General features: G+C 39.5%; 19 protein-coding genes. 14 read left to right on the forward strand and 5 right to left on the reverse strand.

Translation table 11 applies throughout. The annotated features are described in order from the left end of the window. Positions 1 to 4 precede the first annotated feature (4 nt). Genes ACS125_RS11795 through tauD form a run of 3 tightly spaced genes read left to right on the forward strand, consistent with a single transcriptional unit; the run spans position 5 to position 2,555 of the window. Positions 5 to 799, forward strand: a complete 795-nt coding sequence (locus tag ACS125_RS11795) for a taurine ABC transporter ATP-binding protein (protein WP_443272301.1) — start codon at positions 5 to 7, stop codon at positions 797 to 799. Beyond that, positions 796 to 1,665, forward strand: a complete 870-nt coding sequence (gene tauC / locus ACS125_RS11800) for a taurine ABC transporter permease TauC (protein WP_312823784.1) — start codon at positions 796 to 798, stop codon at positions 1,663 to 1,665. The genes ACS125_RS11795 and tauC overlap by 4 nt, the downstream gene beginning before the upstream one ends. Before the next feature lie 8 nt (positions 1,666 to 1,673). Beyond that, complete coding sequence (tauD, locus tag ACS125_RS11805) at positions 1,674 to 2,555, forward strand: taurine dioxygenase (protein ID WP_174758966.1); 882 nt, start codon at positions 1,674 to 1,676, stop codon at positions 2,553 to 2,555. Between the two features lie 67 nt (positions 2,556 to 2,622). On the opposite strand, the gene ACS125_RS11810 is transcribed toward tauD, so the two are convergent. Both ACS125_RS11810 and ACS125_RS11815 read right to left on the reverse strand, forming a co-directional pair. Next, entirely contained in the window at positions 2,623 to 3,357 is a 735-nt protein-coding gene (locus tag ACS125_RS11810; protein WP_443272304.1) for an aspartate/glutamate racemase family protein, read from the reverse strand. Further along, complete coding sequence (locus ACS125_RS11815) at positions 3,354 to 4,823, reverse strand: NCS1 family nucleobase:cation symporter-1 (RefSeq protein WP_443272306.1); 1,470 nt, start codon at positions 4,821 to 4,823, stop codon at positions 3,354 to 3,356. The genes ACS125_RS11810 and ACS125_RS11815 overlap by 4 nt, the downstream gene beginning before the upstream one ends. A 397-nt stretch (positions 4,824 to 5,220) precedes the next feature. Between ACS125_RS11815 and ACS125_RS11820 the strand changes: the two genes are divergently transcribed. Continuing rightward, positions 5,221 to 5,961, forward strand: a complete 741-nt coding sequence (locus ACS125_RS11820) for a GntR family transcriptional regulator (protein WP_081399532.1) — start codon at positions 5,221 to 5,223, stop codon at positions 5,959 to 5,961. A 49-nt stretch (positions 5,962 to 6,010) separates the two neighbouring features. On the opposite strand, the gene ACS125_RS11825 is transcribed toward ACS125_RS11820, so the two are convergent. Continuing rightward, positions 6,011 to 6,901, reverse strand: a complete 891-nt coding sequence (locus tag ACS125_RS11825; RefSeq protein WP_068564281.1) for a LysR family transcriptional regulator — start codon at positions 6,899 to 6,901, stop codon at positions 6,011 to 6,013. Positions 6,902 to 7,090: 189 nt separating this feature from the next. On the opposite strand from ACS125_RS11825, the gene ACS125_RS11830 reads away from it, so the two are divergent. From ACS125_RS11830 to ACS125_RS11840, 3 genes are all read left to right on the forward strand, one after another. Beyond that, positions 7,091 to 7,777, forward strand: a complete 687-nt coding sequence (locus ACS125_RS11830) for a hydrolase (RefSeq protein ID WP_003651277.1) — start codon at positions 7,091 to 7,093, stop codon at positions 7,775 to 7,777. 310 nt (positions 7,778 to 8,087) lie between these two features. Further along, positions 8,088 to 9,962, forward strand: a complete 1,875-nt coding sequence (locus ACS125_RS11835; RefSeq protein WP_443272309.1) for an amidohydrolase — start codon at positions 8,088 to 8,090, stop codon at positions 9,960 to 9,962. A 55-nt stretch (positions 9,963 to 10,017) separates the two neighbouring features. Next, positions 10,018 to 10,179 (forward strand): DUF1427 family protein, encoded by a 162-nt coding sequence (locus ACS125_RS11840; RefSeq protein WP_016141301.1) that lies wholly within the window; start codon positions 10,018 to 10,020, stop codon positions 10,177 to 10,179. Between the two features lie 68 nt (positions 10,180 to 10,247). Here ACS125_RS11840 and arsC read toward each other — a convergent pair whose 3' ends face one another. Then, entirely contained in the window at positions 10,248 to 10,676 is a 429-nt protein-coding gene (gene arsC / locus ACS125_RS11845) for an arsenate reductase (glutaredoxin) (RefSeq protein WP_443272311.1), read from the reverse strand. Positions 10,677 to 10,760: 84 nt separating this feature from the next. On the opposite strand from arsC, the gene ACS125_RS11850 reads away from it, so the two are divergent. From ACS125_RS11850 to arsH, 4 genes are read left to right on the forward strand one after another with little or no spacing between them, the layout of a single operon-like run. Next, on the forward strand, positions 10,761 to 11,090 hold the full coding sequence (locus ACS125_RS11850; RefSeq protein ID WP_443272313.1) for an ArsR/SmtB family transcription factor: 330 nt from the start codon (positions 10,761 to 10,763) through the stop codon (positions 11,088 to 11,090). Positions 11,091 to 11,094: 4 nt separating this feature from the next. After that, complete coding sequence (locus ACS125_RS11855; protein WP_443272315.1) at positions 11,095 to 11,568, forward strand: arsenate reductase ArsC; 474 nt, start codon at positions 11,095 to 11,097, stop codon at positions 11,566 to 11,568. Positions 11,569 to 11,579: 11 nt separating this feature from the next. Beyond that, positions 11,580 to 12,626, forward strand: a complete 1,047-nt coding sequence (arsB, locus tag ACS125_RS11860; RefSeq protein WP_443272317.1) for an ACR3 family arsenite efflux transporter — start codon at positions 11,580 to 11,582, stop codon at positions 12,624 to 12,626. Then, entirely contained in the window at positions 12,613 to 13,326 is a 714-nt protein-coding gene (gene arsH / locus ACS125_RS11865; protein ID WP_092705529.1) for an arsenical resistance protein ArsH, read from the forward strand. Before arsB ends, arsH begins: the two co-directional genes overlap by 14 nt. Before the next feature lie 63 nt (positions 13,327 to 13,389). Here arsH and ACS125_RS11870 read toward each other — a convergent pair whose 3' ends face one another. Further along, entirely contained in the window at positions 13,390 to 14,289 is a 900-nt protein-coding gene (locus ACS125_RS11870) for a LysR substrate-binding domain-containing protein (RefSeq protein ID WP_443272320.1), read from the reverse strand. Between the two features lie 101 nt (positions 14,290 to 14,390). Between ACS125_RS11870 and ACS125_RS11875 the strand changes: the two genes are divergently transcribed. From ACS125_RS11875 to ahpF, 3 genes are all read left to right on the forward strand, one after another. Continuing rightward, positions 14,391 to 14,951: a chromate transporter gene (locus ACS125_RS11875; RefSeq protein WP_005041294.1), complete on the forward strand. Its 561-nt coding sequence runs from the start codon at positions 14,391 to 14,393 to the stop codon at positions 14,949 to 14,951. Then, positions 14,951 to 15,472 carry a chromate transporter gene (locus ACS125_RS11880; protein WP_003651290.1) on the forward strand — a complete coding sequence of 174 codons (522 nt, stop codon included), beginning with the start codon at positions 14,951 to 14,953 and terminating at the stop codon, positions 15,470 to 15,472. Before ACS125_RS11875 ends, ACS125_RS11880 begins: the two co-directional genes overlap by 1 nt. A 179-nt stretch (positions 15,473 to 15,651) precedes the next feature. Further along, a complete protein-coding gene (gene ahpF, locus ACS125_RS11885; RefSeq protein ID WP_443272322.1) occupies positions 15,652 to 17,217 on the forward strand; it encodes an alkyl hydroperoxide reductase subunit F in 1,566 nt (521 codons plus the stop codon). Positions 17,218 to 17,240 lie beyond the last annotated feature (23 nt).

Consider the following 17,240-nt stretch of genomic DNA (forward strand, 5'->3'; position numbering starts at 1 on the left):
TGTCATGAGTGTATTAGAAGCCAAACATATTCATCTGACTTTTCCTAAACAGCAAAAGCCAGTTTTACACGACATTAACCTAACCATTAAAGAAGGTTCTTTAACTGTCATTTTAGGTGAGTCAGGTTGTGGCAAAACAACTTTGCTTAATATCTTGGCAGGGTTTCAAAAGCCAAGTTCTGGTGATGTACTTGTAAATCATGAAGTCGTAATTGGACCAGATGTAACCCGTGCTGTCGTGTTTCAGGATCACGCCTTACTGCCTTGGTTGAATGTTGCAGATAATGTTGGCTTCGCTTTGCAGTTAAAAGGTTTAAAGCGTGCAGAGATTGAGGCACAAGTAAACGCAATTTTAAAAATTGTAGGTTTAAGTCACGTTGAAAAAGCCAATATATGGGAACTTTCCGGTGGTATGAAACAACGTGTTGGTATTGCCCGAGCTTTGATCAGTCACGCGCCGTTTATTTTATTAGATGAACCTTTTGCCGCCTTAGATGCTTTTACGCGTGAAAACATGCAGCAGCTAGTGCTCGATTTATGGATTCAACAAAATAAAAGCTTCTTTTTAATTACACATGACATTGAAGAAGCATTATTGCTCAGCAATCAGTTAGTTCTGATGACCACCCATCCGGGCAAAATTGTAGAAATTCTACACCTCGATTTTGCTCAACGATATCGTCAGGGCGAATCTATTCGCTCAATTAAATCAGACCCTCAATTTATTCAGCTCAGAGAACAGTTATTTGAAAGTTTAAGGGCACAAAAACAAAGCGGTAAGGAGGCGTTACCTACATGAACACTAAAGATAACGTCTATGAATATGACAAAGCAGAGCTAAAACTTAAGCCAGATGTGCAAACAGAAAATGCTTCATTTCTATCGTCATTTTTTGAAAAGCACCACACTTTGGCAGTTAGCATAATTAGTGTGGGGAGTGTAGTTGCACTCTGGTTTCTCATTACTGCTTTGCATGTCGTACCTGAACTATTTTTACCGAGTCCACAGGCAGTATGGCAAAAATTTATATCGGTTAGCCAAGAAGGCTTTATGAAGGCAACTTTGTGGCAACACTTAGCAGCCAGTATCTCTCGTGTATTTTTAGCATTGATCGCTGCCGTGGTGATTGGTGTACCACTGGGTTTATGGATGGGCCTGAACAAATGGGTTCGCGCTGTTTTAGACCCTTTGGTTGAATTATTACGTCCAATTCCACCGTTAGCTTATTTGCCATTACTCGTAATTTGGTTCGGTATTGGCGAAACCACAAAAGTACTTTTGATTTTCTTCTCGATTTTGGCGCCTGTCATTATTAGTAGTGCACATGGTGTGTTAAGCCATCAGCTTAATCGTGAGCGTGCGGCATTGTCGCTAGGGGCAAGTCAGGCACAAGTCTTTTGGCATGTGATTTTACCAACCGCTTTACCTCATATTATTACAGGTATTCGTATTGGTCTCGGGGTGGGCTGGTCAACATTAGTTGCAGCAGAGTTAGTTGCAGCAGATCGTGGTATTGGTTTTATGGTGCAATCAGCAGCGCAGTTCTTAATTACCGATACGGTGATTCTGGGCATTATTGTGATTGCGATTGTCGCAGTTAGTTTTGAGCTGTTTTTACGTTGGTTACAAAAACAGTTTTCTCCTTGGTATGGTCAGCAGTTGTAGTAAAGAAGATGAATACAGTCGTAGCAAATTTAAATATTGAAGTGATCAAGCCTACCATTGGCGCAATTATTCATGATGTCGATTTGAATGCGTTAAATGAACACACGACGCAACAAATCCAGCAGGCTTTACTTGATCATCAGGTCATTTTTTTTCGAAAGCAAAAATTGGCACCACAAGCACAAGCTGACTTGGCACGTAGTTTCGGCACTTTACATGTGCACCCGATTTATCCTTCTATTGAAGAGGTGCCTGAAGTGATGGTACTCGACAGTTGGAAACAGGATTTACGTGATAATGAGCTTTGGCACACAGATGTGACTTTTAGTAAGACCCCACCTTTGGGCTGTGTTTTACAAGCCATTAAAATTCCACCTGTAGGCGGTGACACCTTGTGGTCGAGTAATACCGCAGCTTTTAAAGGGCTTCCGCTTGAGTTACAGCAAAAATTACGTGGCTTAACTGCAACACACGATATTCGTAAGTCTTTTCCACTTGAACGTTTTGCTCATAACGAAGAAGAGCGAGAAAAGCTTTTGCAAACATTTAAGCGTAATCCGCCAGTGGTTCACCCCGTGGTGCGTACCCATCCGGTTACAGGTGAGCCTTTGTTGTTTATAAGTGAAGGCTTTACCACTCAAATTAATGAGTTAGCTGAACAAGAAAGCGAACAGTTACTTAATTTCTTGTTTGAACATGCAACTCAAGAGAAGTTTCATTTACGCTGGAAATGGCAAGATGGTGATGTCGCGATTTGGGATAACCGTTGTACGCAACATAAAGCATTATTTGATTATGGCGATGCCCATCGCATCATGCACCGTGCAACTATTAACGGTGATGTGCCATTTTATAAAAATGAACAAAAGCCAGAGTTAGCAGAGACTTAATTCTTTTGATTATTCTTTGTTTCAATTCCAACTCTGAATTTTGAGCTGGAATTGAAACAATAACTCTTTAGCGCATTCCAAATCCTGATAATATGCCTGTGTAGTTCTTTACAGGAGGTGAGGCCCAATCACCAACTTTGCTAGTTTTTAAATTTAACTGGACTAACATTTCAGCTTGTTTAACTGCTGCTGCAACGCCGTCAATAACAATCACTCCCAATTCATTTTGTAGTTTTAGACATAAATCACTCATGCCTGCACAGCCCAAAACAATCGTATCGCTTTTATCTTCTACGAGCGCTTTTTTGCACTCATCTCGTATGGTTCGATAAGCATCTGAGTCAGGAAGCTCCAATTCTTCAACTGCAATGTCACAAGCTCGAACATTTTTGCAAAATGGCGTAACCCCATAGCGATGAGCCAGATGCCAACTCATATTCACTGTGCGTTGTAATGTCGTGACTACACTAAAACCAGTACTTACATAACTTGCAGTTCGCATAGCTGCTTCGGCAATCCCAATCACAGGTGCTGAAGTGATTTCACGGGCAGCATAAAGGGCAGGATCACCAAAACAGGCAATGATATAGGCATCTACATTTAGCTGTTCACCTTGGCGTATTTCTTCTAACACACCTACTGCACTTAGAGCTTCATCATAATAACTTTCAATTGTTGCAGGTCCCATTTGAGGACTCACTGCAATAATTTGAGTGTCAGAATTTGCGATTATCTTTGCTGATGCAGCAATTTTGTCTGTCATGCTTTGAGTGGTATTGGGATTAATAATTTTAATTTTCATTGTGCTTTTACCTTAGCCATTGCCGATTTAGCATGGGCAAGTGGTTGATTAAGAAATCGGTAAATGACAAAACCGAATCCCATCCCAATAAACCATGTGAAATTAGCTAGCCCTGATAGTTGTGGTAAAAGTACGCAGAGAATAGGAATTAATGAAGCTGGAATTAAGGCATAAAAGGCAGAGTGGTTATAACCATTTTTGTACCAATACAAACCTTTGCTATCTAAGGTATATAAATCATCTACCACGATTTTCTGTTTTTTAACGAGGTAAAAATCGGCGAGCAATACACCAAAAAGTGGGCCAATAAATGCACCTAAAATATCAATGGTGTAATGGATCACTTGAGGGTTATTAAATAAATTCCATGGGGTAATGAAAATCGAACCAATTGCTGCAATCATTCCACCCATACGCCAGCTAATTTTGCTCGGTGAAACATTAGAAAAATCAAATGCAGGTGAAACAAAGTTAGCGACAATATTAATCCCAATGGTGGCAATCATTAAGGTTAAACTGCCTAAAATCACCACAAATGTGTTATCTAGTTTTCCAACCATCTCGACAGGGTCTGTAATGAGCTTGCCGTAGACTGGAAGCGTTGCTGCAATACACACCACAGTAAGTAAAGAAAAGCCTAAGAAGTTAATCGGTAGCCCAAGAAAGTTCCCCATTTTAATAGCATTAAAGCTTTTGCCATAACGAGAAAAGTCACCAAAGTTCAGCATAGGCCCTGAAAAATATGAAACAACAAGCGCAATAGCACCAATCATGACTGGTACAACCGCAAAACCGTCGTATTGAACACCGCTCAAGTTTAAATCAATATTTTGCCAGCCAGCTTTCCAGATGAGCCATACTGCCATCGCAAACATCACTACGTAGACAGCTGGACCTGCCCAGTCAATAAATTTACGAATGCTGTCCATGCCAGACCAAAAAACAATCGCTTGAAGTAGCCAAAGCAGCATAAATCCAACCCATCCTAAATAGGAAAGGCCAAGGAAACCATAAGTTGAAACATCGGCATACACCGACCATTCTGGAAAGAACTTTAAAATGACCAATAAGAAAGCACTTGATGCCAAATAGGTTTGAATGCCATACCATGCGACAGCAATAAGCCCGCGAATAACAGCAGGAATATTTGCACCAAGCACACCGAAGGTAGCGCGGCAAATAACAGGATAGGGCGTGCCTGTTTGTTGGCTAGACTTGGCAATGAGGTTTGTAAAAAACTGAACTATGGCAATGCCGATGAGTAAAGATAAAAGTACCTGCCAGCTATTGAGTCCGAGTGCAAAAAGGCTCCCAGCCATGACATAACCGCCGACACTATGAACATCAGACATCCAGAAAGCAAAAATATTATAAGCGCCCCATGTTTGCTTTTTTAAAGGAGCTAAGTCTTGATTTGTCAGTTTTGCATCATAAGAAGGTTTAATTATTGCTTCGGTATTATTCATCTTGAACACTCACTTCCTTAAGATGGAGGCACTTTCAGCAGCATTGTTTTTCTGTCTAAAAGAATGAAATTAAAATTGTGTACAATGTGATATTTAAATTGTGCACAATTTAAATTGAGCAAAAGTTATGCCAAATTTAGGAAGTAGCGTTTATGAGTCATTAAAACTGGTATAGATTTTGGATATGGAGAGTCAAATTTATAAAATGAGAAGTGCTTAATTTTTTATAAAAAGTAAGTAAATTTAGGTGTATAAGTGGATATTTAGAGACCTAATATTGAACTATTTGGTTCAGTATATTTGTTGTGGGAATGAGAGCGATATTCCAAAACGCTTAAGTTAAACTTACACTATTGTCATTAGATAAAGTTTTAAAAAGAGGGAGCATCAATAAAAAATGGAAAAATCAATGCCATCGAATGCACCAAAAAAAGCCGTAGAAATGAGCAATGATGAAATTGATGACCATATATATAACGCTATTGTAGATGCTATTTTAAATCGACAACTTGCCCCTGGCGCACGTTTAGTTGAAGCACCTTTGTGTGAAGCATTCGGTGTAACGCGAGGAGTGTTAAGACGTGTTTTTGTCAAACTTGCACATGATAAGGTCATCGAAATTCAGCCCAATCGCGGGGCACTCATCGCACAACATAGTGCTGATGAAACAAAAGAGGTCTTTGAAGCGCGCAGCATGCTTGAAATCGCTACTGTAAAAAAGCTCGCTCAAAAGTCACATAAGCTAGATTTTAGTGAGCTTCGAAGTTTAGTCGACCAAGAGTCACATGAGCGTTTAGCTGGCAATTGGGCCGAGTGGATTAAGCTATCAGGACAATTTCATTTAAAGCTGATTGAAGCAAATCAAAATACGATTATGACCAGTTATTTGCAGACGCTTATTGCAAGGACTTCGTTATTAATTGGGTTATATGAAATTCCCAAACATAATAATTGTTCGGCAGATGAACATCGTGCAATTTTAAATGCCATTGAGCAAGGCGATGAAAAGCGAGCAACTCAATTGATGGAAGAGCATTTAGAACACTACGCGACGACATTTGTTGAAGAAGACCACACAGCAACAGCAGATCAAAATTTATTAAATTTATTTAAAAATAAAAAAATTGAAACTATTTAAACTAAATAAAAAATAATGGGCCAATTCCTATGGAAAAGGCCCAGATTGGTTATTTTATAGGAACGATTTGACGCGTTAGAAAATCAATAAATAGTTTGACTTTCTTCGATAAAATCTTACGGTTTGGCCATGTGACATATAAGTGAAGCGGCTGACTGGTGTAGTCCTCCAAACATTTCTGTAATTTGCCTTCTTTGTAATAAGGTTCAGCAATAAACTCTGGAAGAAAAACAATGCCGTGATCTTTTAGGCACATATCTAATAATAATTCACCATTATTACAGGTCATCACTGGGAAGCAATTGAACGACACTTCTTTCTGATCTTTTTGAAAAATCAATTTTTTATGTCGGCTATCCTGATAATAAATCAGAAACTTATGTTCTTTAAGTTCTTCTAATGAGTCTGGTAATCCATGCTGATTGAAATACTCAGGTGTCGCATATAGATAGCGCTGATAGGTATTTAATATTTTACTATTTGCTAAATTTGGAGGAGAGCCATCTACACGAATAGTTAAATCAAATTTATTATTATTCATGTCTAATAGCTGATCAGTCATGAATAAATCAATTTTGATGCTGGGATATTTCTCAATAAAATCTGAAATGATATTTTGAAGAAAAATATTGCTAAAAGACATTGGTGTATTGAGCTTGAGTTCGCCTTCTGGGTACTGCTGGTTATAGCTAATTTCGTAGGCAGCCCATTCAAACTCACTTAAAATAACTTTACTATGCTGATAAAACTTTTCTCCACAAGAGGTGAGGTTCATCTGTCTTGTGGTTCGGGTTAGCAGTGTAGTTTTTAGGTCATTTTCGAGGTAGCAAACACGTTTTGCCACTAAGTCACGAGAGATGTCGAGTGCTCTGGCTGCGCTACTAAAATTCCCATGTTCTACGACACTTACAAAAGTGGAAATACAGTCTAATCGATCCATGGTTAAGCAAAAGTTAAAAAATATATATCAATGATTAAACTATAAAAATTAAAAAGCAATCATTGATTTTTATTGTATTCGTACAGCATACAGATTCGTGCTGATTTGCTGTCTATGCTTTTACATTTTTATCTGTTTTGATAATGACCAGTAAGCAATTTTAATGCATTACTCATAAGGAATTTACCCATGAATAAGTCACTTTTAGAACAACTTTCACCAACAAATTGTCAGGTTATTTTTATTGATCATCAGCCACAAATGGCTTTTGGGGTACAGTCAATAGACCGCCAAGTATTAAAAAATAATACGGTAGGATTGGCAAAAGCAGCTAAAACATTCAATATTCCTGTCACCATTACTACGGTTGAAACTGAAAGCTTCTCTGGCCATACCTATCCAGAACTTTTAGATGTATTTCCAGATGCTCCTTTACTAGAACGTACTTCAATGAATTCATGGGATGACCAAAAAGTACGTGATTCGCTTGCAAAAAATAATCGTAAAAAAGTGATTGTTTCAGGTTTGTGGACTGAAGTGTGCAATAACACTTTTGCTTTTGGTGCCATGCTTGAAGGCGATTATGAAATTTATATGGTGGCAGATGCGTCAGGTGGTACATCGAAAGAAGCACATGATTATTCTATGCAACGCATGATTCAAGCAGGTGTTGTTCCAGTAACTTGGCAACAAGTCTTACTTGAATGGCAACGTGATTGGGCACACCGTGATACGTATGATGCAGTCATGGCAATTGTACGCGAGCACTCGGGTGCTTATGGTATGGGTGTGGACTATGCCTATACGATGGTACATAAGGCGCCTGAACGTACAACTTCAAAACACGAAGTACTTGCACCAGTTCCTGCAAAATAAGAAATAGTTGAGTTAAGGGTATTTCGATATTTAAGTTGATTTATTCGATTTTTAACTATATTTGATAAGTGGAAAAGCCATCTGCAACTGTTCGAGGCAGGACAAAATCTGAAAAGATTGTAATTGAACGAGTTTTGCAGATGGCAATGGTTTTGGTTACTTTTCCCGAAAGAAAAGTAACAGAATTAACTCCTCTTATTAGATGTAAAACGATCAGACTCCGTCGTGTAAAATCAAAAAGAATAATGAAATATATATGTTGCTATACCTTTATTTTTTAGAACGATAATTCACAAGAATGGAGTTCAGAATGACCGAAATAAACCTCATACTCAAAAACGGTAAAATCACAACACTAGATCCTCAGAATCCCGAAGTACAAGCAATTGCGATTGCAGACGGTAAAGTGGTACGCACGGGTACAAATGATGAGGTTATGAAGCTCGCAACACCAACCAGCAAAGTTGTAGACTTAAATGGCCGTCGCGTTATACCGGGTCTAAATGACAGTCATCTACATATTATTCGTGGTGGCCTAAATTACAATATGGAGCTGCGCTGGGAAGGTGTACCTTCCGTTGCAGATGCACTACGTTTACTCAAAGAGCAAGCAGATAATACGCCAGATCCACAATGGGTGCGTGTAGTAGGTGGTTGGACTGAATTCCAGTTTGCCGAAAAACGTTTACCGACTTTAGAAGAAATTAATAGAGCAGCGCCAGATACTCCTGTCTTTGTTTTACATTTATATGCGAGTGCCATGTTGAACCGTGCCGCGCTTGATGTATTAGGCTTTAACAAAGACACGCCAGACCCGCCAGGTGGCAAAATTGTACGTGATGAAAAAGGTGAGCCAACAGGTCTGTTGCTCGCAACGCCATCCGCTATGATTTTATATTCGACCCTAGGTAAAGCGCCGAAATTGCCAGTTGAAGATCAAGTTAATTCAACTCGTCATTTCATGCGTGAGTTGAACCGATTAGGTATTACTTCTGCAATTGATGCAGGTGGCGGCGGTCAAAATTACCCTGAAGATTATGATGTGATTAAGCAATTACATGACCAAAATCAAATGACGGTTCGAATTGCTTATAACCTATTTGCTCAAAAAGCAGGCCAAGAGCTTGATGATTATCGCCGTTGGACAGAAATGACATTTCCAGGCGATGGTGATGCATTATTTAGAATGAATGGCGCAGGTGAGAACCTGACTTGGTCGGCGGGTGACTTCGAAGATTTCTATGAGCCACGACCTGATTTGCCAGAAAAAATGGAAGGTGAACTCGAAGCCATTGTTGAACATTTAGCTGACAAGAAATGGCCATTCCGTATTCATGCAACCTATGATGAAAGTATTAATCGCTTACTCAACGTATTCGAGCGAGTAAATGCCAAACAGCCATTTGCGACCCGATTTATTATTGACCATGCCGAAACCATATCTGAGCGTAATATTGAACGTATTGGCGCATTAGGAGGTGGTATTGCTATTCAACACCGTATGGCATATCAAGGCGAGATTTTCGTAAAACGCTATGGAGCCGAAGCTGCTCAAGCAACGCCACCCGTCAAGAAAATGCTAGAACTCGGTGTTCCTGTGGGTGCGGGCACAGATGCGACCCGTGTTGCATCCTATAACCCTTGGGTTTGTTTGTATTGGCTAAGTACGGGTAAAACAGTCGGTGGTTTGCCACTCTATGATGAAAAAAATCTATTAGACCGTCAGACAGCACTCAAACTCTGGACTAAAGGTTCGGCTTGGTTCTCAGGTGAAAAAGACGTTAAAGGATCACTTACAGCAGGGGAACTTGCTGATCTGGTCGTATTGTCCGATGACTACTTCAAGGTTGAAGCAGAAGATATCCAGTGGATTGAGTCTGTACTCACTGTTTTAGGCGGAAAAGTGGTATATGCAGGAGCAGAGTTTAAGCAAGATGATCCGCCGTTACCGCCAGCATCACCAACATGGTCGCCAGTAAAACGCTTTGGTGGTCAGTGGCGTTTATCTGAAAATCGTAATGCACCTTCGAATCAATCATTACAGTCAAAAAGTGCATTGTGTGAATGTGCTAGCAGTTGTGGCATGCATGGGCATAACCACTCTTGGATGCTTGATGTTCCTGTAAATGATAAGGATAAAAAATCTTTCTGGGGTGCACTCGGGTGTTCTTGTTTTGCATTTTAAATAAAACAGTATGGGAACCTGTCATTAAATGGCTTGCTTCCCTAAGGTATGTACGATGAAAATGTACTTGTTATCTTTGGCTGTAGGGCTGCTCGTTGGTGTCTTATATTATGTTTTAAATGTTAAGTCACCGGCTCCGCCTCTTGTTGCATTAGTAGGGTTATTGGGCATGGTAGTCGGAGAGCAACTTCTTCCTTTTATTAAGTCTTATTTTTAACCCGTTTCACTCAAAAAAGCTAAATGGTGTTGTGCCATTTAGCTTTTTATATTGATGAGAGTCTTCAATTATTTTATACGACGGCCTTGCTCATCAATAATGACTTCACCATCTTCTTTTGCAAAATAGCCTAAGTTTTGTGAATCTAAAATATCCAATACAACCTCAGAAGGGCGGCAAAGACGTGTGCCTTTTGGTGTAACCACAAATGGGCGATTAATTAAAATTGGATATTGCACCATAAACTCAATTAATTGCTCATCAGTCCAATGGGCTTGTTCCAACTCTAAATCTTTATACGGATCAACATTTTTACGGATTGCTTCACGTACGGTTAATCCAGCTTGTGAAATGAGTTGAGTAAGCTCATCTTTACTAGGAGGTGTCTGTAAATATTCAATAACAATGGGTTCAATCCCAGCATGACGAATAAGTGCCAGCGTATTACGCGAGGTTCCGCAAGCAGGGTTATGGTAAATCTTCACTAGCTCAGTCATGGTAAATTGATCATCGGATTAAGATATTGCATTTATATATGGATATGCGTATATTTGCAATAACGAATATGAATTGTTACTGACATGATCACTCAAGTCGATTTTTTTAAATGTCTTTCGGACCCTACTCGGTTAAGCATTCTTAAATTGGTTCTCAATAAACAGAACATTTGTGTATGTGAACTACAAGAACAACTTGAATTGAGTCAACCAAAAATATCCAGACATTTGGCCTTGTTACGTGCACATGCCATTTTGGTGGATACCAGACAAGGACAATGGGTCTATTACAGCCTCAATCCAAATTTACCTGATTGGGCTGTCGATATTTTAAACATTATGGCAAGGCAAGATGATGGTTTGATGAAATCACAATCTGAACAGCTTGTATCTATTTCTACTTTTTGTGAGTAAAACTATGAAATTCTTATTTTTATGTACCGGAAACAGTTGTCGTAGTATTTTGTCAGAAGTTTTATTTAATAGCCGTGCACCAGAAGGTTGGAAGGCGTATAGCGCAGGTAGTAAACCATCAGGACAGGTACATCCATTAACCATTGAAACTCTTGAGAGTTTAGGTCTTTCAACAGATGGACTATGGAGCAAAACCATTGATGACTGCGAGCAATATCAACCAGATGTTGTAATTACAGTCTGTGACTCTGCTGCACAAGAGGCATGCCCACTTTATTTAGGCGGTGCAATCAAAGCACACTGGGGCTTAAGTGACCCATCTCACTTGGATTTACCGAAAGAAGACAAATTAAAAGCTTTCCAAGAAACTGTAGATCATATCAACCGTCGTTTAGATGCGTTGTTCGCGCTCGATGTTGCTCATTTAAATCGTTCAAATTTGATTACTGAGATTAATAAAATCTCTCATATTGAGTAAGAGAGCAGAACATGACTAAGCAAAAGCTTTCTTTTTTAGACCGGAACCTAACGCTATGGATTTTTATTGCCATGGGTTTAGGTGTGGCAATTGGTGTTTTCTTTCCTCAAGCATCGGTTTCTTTGAATCAACTCAGTGTAGATAACGTCAATATTCCAATTGCGATTGGTTTAATTTTAATGATGTATCCACCTTTGGCAAAGGTAGATTACGCAGCTTTACCGGAAGTATTTAAAGATAAAAAAACGTTGGCTTTGTCTTTAGTACAAAACTGGTTAATTGCTCCGGTCTTAATGTTTGCTTTAGCGATTATTTTTCTGCATAACTATCCGGAATATATGACAGGTCTAATCTTGATAGGCTTGGCACGATGTATTGCAATGGTTTTAGTGTGGAATGGCTTGGCATGTGGGGATAACCAATATGTTGCAGCTTTGGTTGCATTTAACAGTATTTTCCAGATTTTATTCTTTAGCACTTATGCATGGTTATTCTTAACCTTTTTGCCTCCGTACTTTGGTGTGGCAGGACAAGTCATTAATGTCGATTTTTGGACCATTACCCATGCTGTATTGGTGTATTTGGGTATTCCATTTTTAATGGGTTTCTTGACTCGTCTAGTTTTAGTTAAGGCAAAAGGTTTGAGTTGGTATCAAACCAAGTTTTTACCAAAAATTAGCCCGTTAAGTCTAATCGCCTTACTCTTTACTATTGTTGCCATGTTTAGTTTAAAAGGGGGCGATGTGGTGAGTTTACCTCTAGATGTATTACTGATTGCTGTCCCACTAACAATTTACTTTGTGGTGATGTTCTTCATTAGCTTCTTTATGAGTAAACGTATGGGGAATAACTACCCACGTACCACTGCCATTTCATTTACCGCTGCGGGTAACAACTTTGAACTCGCTTTAGCGGTTGCGATTGCTACTTTTGGTTTAGCGTCACCTGTAGCATTTACCACTGTGATAGGACCATTGGTCGAGGTTCCGGTTTTAATTTCACTCGTTTCAGTTTCTCTTTGGCTCAAGAAAAAGTATTTCTCCCATGAACAGTCTTAACAATGATTTATCCAATGTAGCGTTAAATCTTTTAGATAAGCCTACCTTTGAACAAGTGCAAGCACAGCAACTTGAACATCCACCACGCATTTTATTGCTATATGGTTCTAATCGTGAGCGTTCTTATAGCCGTTTTGCTGTGTTGACGGCTGGACGAATTCTTGAATATTTAGGTGCCGAGGTCAAAATCTTTCATCCTAAAGGCTTACCTTTACCAGAGGATGCTGAAACAGATCATCCTAAAGTGCAAGAGTTACATGAGCTTTTGGCTTGGGCAGAAGGTATGGTTTGGTGTTCACCAGAACGTCATGGTGCAATGAGTTCGATTTTAAAAGCTCAGATTGATTGGATTCCCTTAGCTGGCGGAGCAATACGGGCAACACAAGGCAAAACGTTAGCCGTTATGCAAGTCAGTGGTGGTTCGCAATCTTTTAATGCAGTCAATCAAATGCGCATTTTAGGCCGTTGGATGCGAATGATTACGATCCCAAATCAGTCTTCGGTTGCTAAAGCTTTTTTAGAGTTTGAAGAAGATGGAAGTATGAAACCATCCTCTTACTATGACCGAATTGTTGACGTAATGGAAGAACTCTATAAGTTCACTTTATTAACACGTGGACAAAAACAATATCTGACAGATCGCTATTCGGAACGTAAAGAATCGGCAGAAGAGTTATCTAAACGGGTCAATCAAAAATAGACTGTTTTACTCAATAAAAAGTGCTCATATTAGAGCACTTTTTTATTGATATTTAATGCGAATTTAGATGGTAGGCAATAATGCCTGTAAAAGATCAATAAAATTTGCTACTTTGGCTGAATTTTCATTTTCTCTTGTAATTAAGTAAAGAGGAGCATTAAGTTTTATTGAACTATCAAATTCGCGATAAACAATTTCATGGTTCCAGAAGTTATGCATTGAGGCTGGTACAATAGTTATACCAATTCCAGCAGCAACTAAATTTAATGTTGCGGTAGGTCGAGGCGCTTCCTGAATAATACGTGGACTAAAACCCGCTTGATAACAACTATATAAAATATTGTCATATAAACCTTGTCCTGAAGAACGACGGTATAAAACAAAATTTTCATCTGATAAGTCACTTGAACTAATTTTTTCTTTTTGCGTAAGTGGATGTCCTATAGGCAATGCCACCATCATTGGCTCATCTAATATATGAAGATGCTTTAGCCCAATATCACGACTAATCGGGGCTCTTAAAAAGGCGATATCAAGTTTTTCCGAGATTAACCGATCTAATTGCTTTTGGCTACCTGCTTCTTCAAGTTTGGTTTGTACCCCTGGATATATTTCCCGATAGGAGCGCAATACTAATGAAATCAGTGGATGTAAGCCTGCAGAACTTGTAAAACCAATATTGAGTTGTCCTGTTTTACCTTGACTGACATCTTGAACTAATTTAGGAATATGTTTGGCATGCTCTAATAAAATTTGTGCTTCTTTAAATAGTGCTAAACCTGCTTCAGTTGGTTCAATCCCACGTGGTTGCCGAACAAGTAATTGTGTTCCGAGCTCTTCTTCCAGTTTTTTGAGTAAACGTGTTAATGGCGGCTGTTGAATAAATAATCGGTTTGCCGCGTGGGTAATGTTTCTTTCTTCAACAACCACAACAAAGGCATGAAGCTTGTGCAAATCTAGCATAGAAATACCTTTAGGGTATGGTTAAAGAAAATAAAAGCATTTGTAGATATGTCATAAAAGTATCATTCTATCTTGGTCAGATAAAGTGAAAAGTAACGAAAATGAACCATGTTGAAATTGCCGTGCAGAAGGAGAGTGTACCGAGCTGCACAGAACTATTTTTAGGTTTTTTAACATTAGGTTTAATTGGATTTGGCGGCGTGCTGCCTTTAGCACGAAAAGTCGTTGTAGAGCAGAGACAGTGGCTAAGTCCTGAAAAATTCACTGAGTTACTTGGTCTGTGTCAATTTTTACCGGGTGGCAATATTATTAATTTATCTGTTGCGATTGGCATGGAGTTTCGTGGCATTCGCGGTGCAGTAAGCTCACTGATTGGCTTAATCTTTGCACCGACGGTAATTGTTGTACTTTTACATTATGTCTATGAGCAGTTCCAAGACAACCTCATGGTTAAGCATCTTTTTGAAGGACTAGCAGCAGCAGCAGCTGGACTACTGGTTGCAACAGGGTTGAAAATGCTCAAGCCTTTATTACGTAATCCATTAGCGATGTGTGTAGTTGTAGTGGCAATTGTCAGCATCGCTTTTCTGAAAATCTCCTTGCTTTTGACCATGCTGGTTTTGTTGTCATTTTATTCAGCTGTTATTTGGAGACGTGTGTAATGGGCGCAGTTCTACTTACTTTAGCCATCATTTTTACTCAGTTATCACTTATTGCTTTTGGTGGCGGTAATACAATTTTGCCTGAAATGCAACGTCAAGTGGTCGATATTCATCACTGGATGACGGCACAAGAATTTAGTGCCTTATTCGCAATAGCCCAAGCTGCCCCTGGTCCAAACATGATGATTGTACCGCTCGTTGGTTGGCATGTAGCAGGGCTATCGGGTTTACTTGTGACATCAACCGCTAAATTTTTGCCTTCATCTATTATTACTGTATTTGTAATGAGAGGTTGGTCAAAATTTAAAGATAAGAAATGGCGCCGTGTTTTACAGCTTGCTTTACAACCTGTCACTGTTGGAACGGTACTTGCCAGTGCGTGGATTATTTCTGAGGCGGCTGCAATAAATACTTTACTTGTCATTATGGTCGTCATTGCAACTTTATTATCTTTAATTAAAAAGGTTCATCCCTTACATGTCCTGATTGCTGGGGCTGTATTTGGAGTGGTGTTACTCTAGTTTAACCAGTTTGCCGACCTGCGCTGGATGAGTTCAGGTTGGCTTTTTTTGATTGAAGTGAATAATAATAAAATCTAAAAAACCGATCGAATCTATAAAAACATACTGTTTTACCTATTTTATGTTTTAACGTACTATGCATCTATTGAAAGAATTTGGATGCATTGGAGTAAAAATAGATGTTAGATCAAAACATTAAAACTCAATTAAAAGCTTACTTAGAACGTTTAGAAAGTCCAATCGAATTAGTTGCTGCTTTAGATGAATCAGATAAAGCAGCTCAAATTAAAGAGTTGGTGAGTGAAATCGCTGAACTTTCTGAAAAGGTGACTGCCCGTTTTGATGGCAACAATACACGTCGTCCAAGCTTTGGTGTGGCTAAAGCTGGTGAGCAGCCTCGTGTGTTCTTTGCCGGCTTACCGATGGGCCATGAGTTTACGTCTTTGATCTTGGCACTGTTACAAGTCTCTGGCTATGCACCTAAAGTGTCAAATGAAGTACTTAACCAGATTAAAGGTTTAAACCTCAAAGCTGACTTTGATGTATTTGTATCGCTAAGCTGTCATAACTGTCCAGACGTGGTACAGGCGCTTAACCTGATTGCAATTTATAACCCGAATACAACTGCAACCATGATTGATGGTTCATTCTTCCAAGACGAAGTGGAACAGCGCAAGATCATGGCAGTTCCAATGGTGTTCCAAGACAACGAACACATTGGTCAAGGTCGTATGACGCTTGAAGAGATTGTGGCGAAACTTGACACCAACTCAGCTGAAAAAGATGCAGCAGCACTCAATGCTAAAGATGCCTTTGATGTGTTGGTGATTGGTGGTGGTCCTGCGGGCGCAACAGCAGCAATTTATGCAGCACGTAAAGGGATTAACACGGGTATCGTGGCTGAACGCTTCGGTGGTCAGGTGATGGATACCATGGACATTGAAAACTTCACCTCTGTGCAAAAGACTCAAGGTCCTAAGTTTGCTGCCGAGATGGAAGCACATGTTCGTGAATACGATGTCGATATCATGAACCTGCAATGTGTCAGCAAAATCACAGGTGCAAACCAAACGATAAATGGTCTGGTTGAAGTTGAGCTTGAAAACGGTGCAAAACTTGAATCGAAAACTGTGATCCTTTCTACAGGCGCACGTTGGAGAGAAATGAATGTACCGGGTGAGCAAGAATACCGTACCCGTGGTGTAGCATACTGTCCACACTGTGATGGTCCATTATTCAAAGGCAAACGTGTTGCGGTGATTGGTGGCGGTAACTCAGGTGTTGAAGCTGCGATTGATCTTGCAGGGATTGTTGAGCATGTGACACTGGTTGAGTTCGATACAAAACTACGTGCTGACCAAGTGTTGCAAAACAAATTGCATAGCTTGCCAAACACCACTGTGATTATGAATGCGTTAAGCACAGAAGTGTTAGGTGATGGCTCACAAGTGACTGGTCTTAAATATAAAGACCGTGCGACTGATGAAGAGCATGTGGTAGAGCTTGCAGGGATCTTTGTACAGATTGGTTTATTACCAAATACTGACTTCTTAAAAGACAGTGAAGTTGAGTTAACCAACCGTGGTGAGATCATTGTGAATGACCGCAACGAAACCAATGTCAAAGGTGTATTTGCTGCGGGTGACTGTACGACTGTACCTTACAAGCAAATCATTATTGCTACAGGTGAAGGTGCTAAAGCATCACTCTCTGCGTTTGATTACATCATCCGTTCTGGGCAATAAAATTTAATTTCAAAACGAAAGAG

Origin of the sequence: Acinetobacter sp. PFS20 (assembly GCF_052261015.1) — a bacterium.
GTDB lineage: Bacteria > Pseudomonadota > Gammaproteobacteria > Pseudomonadales > Moraxellaceae > Acinetobacter.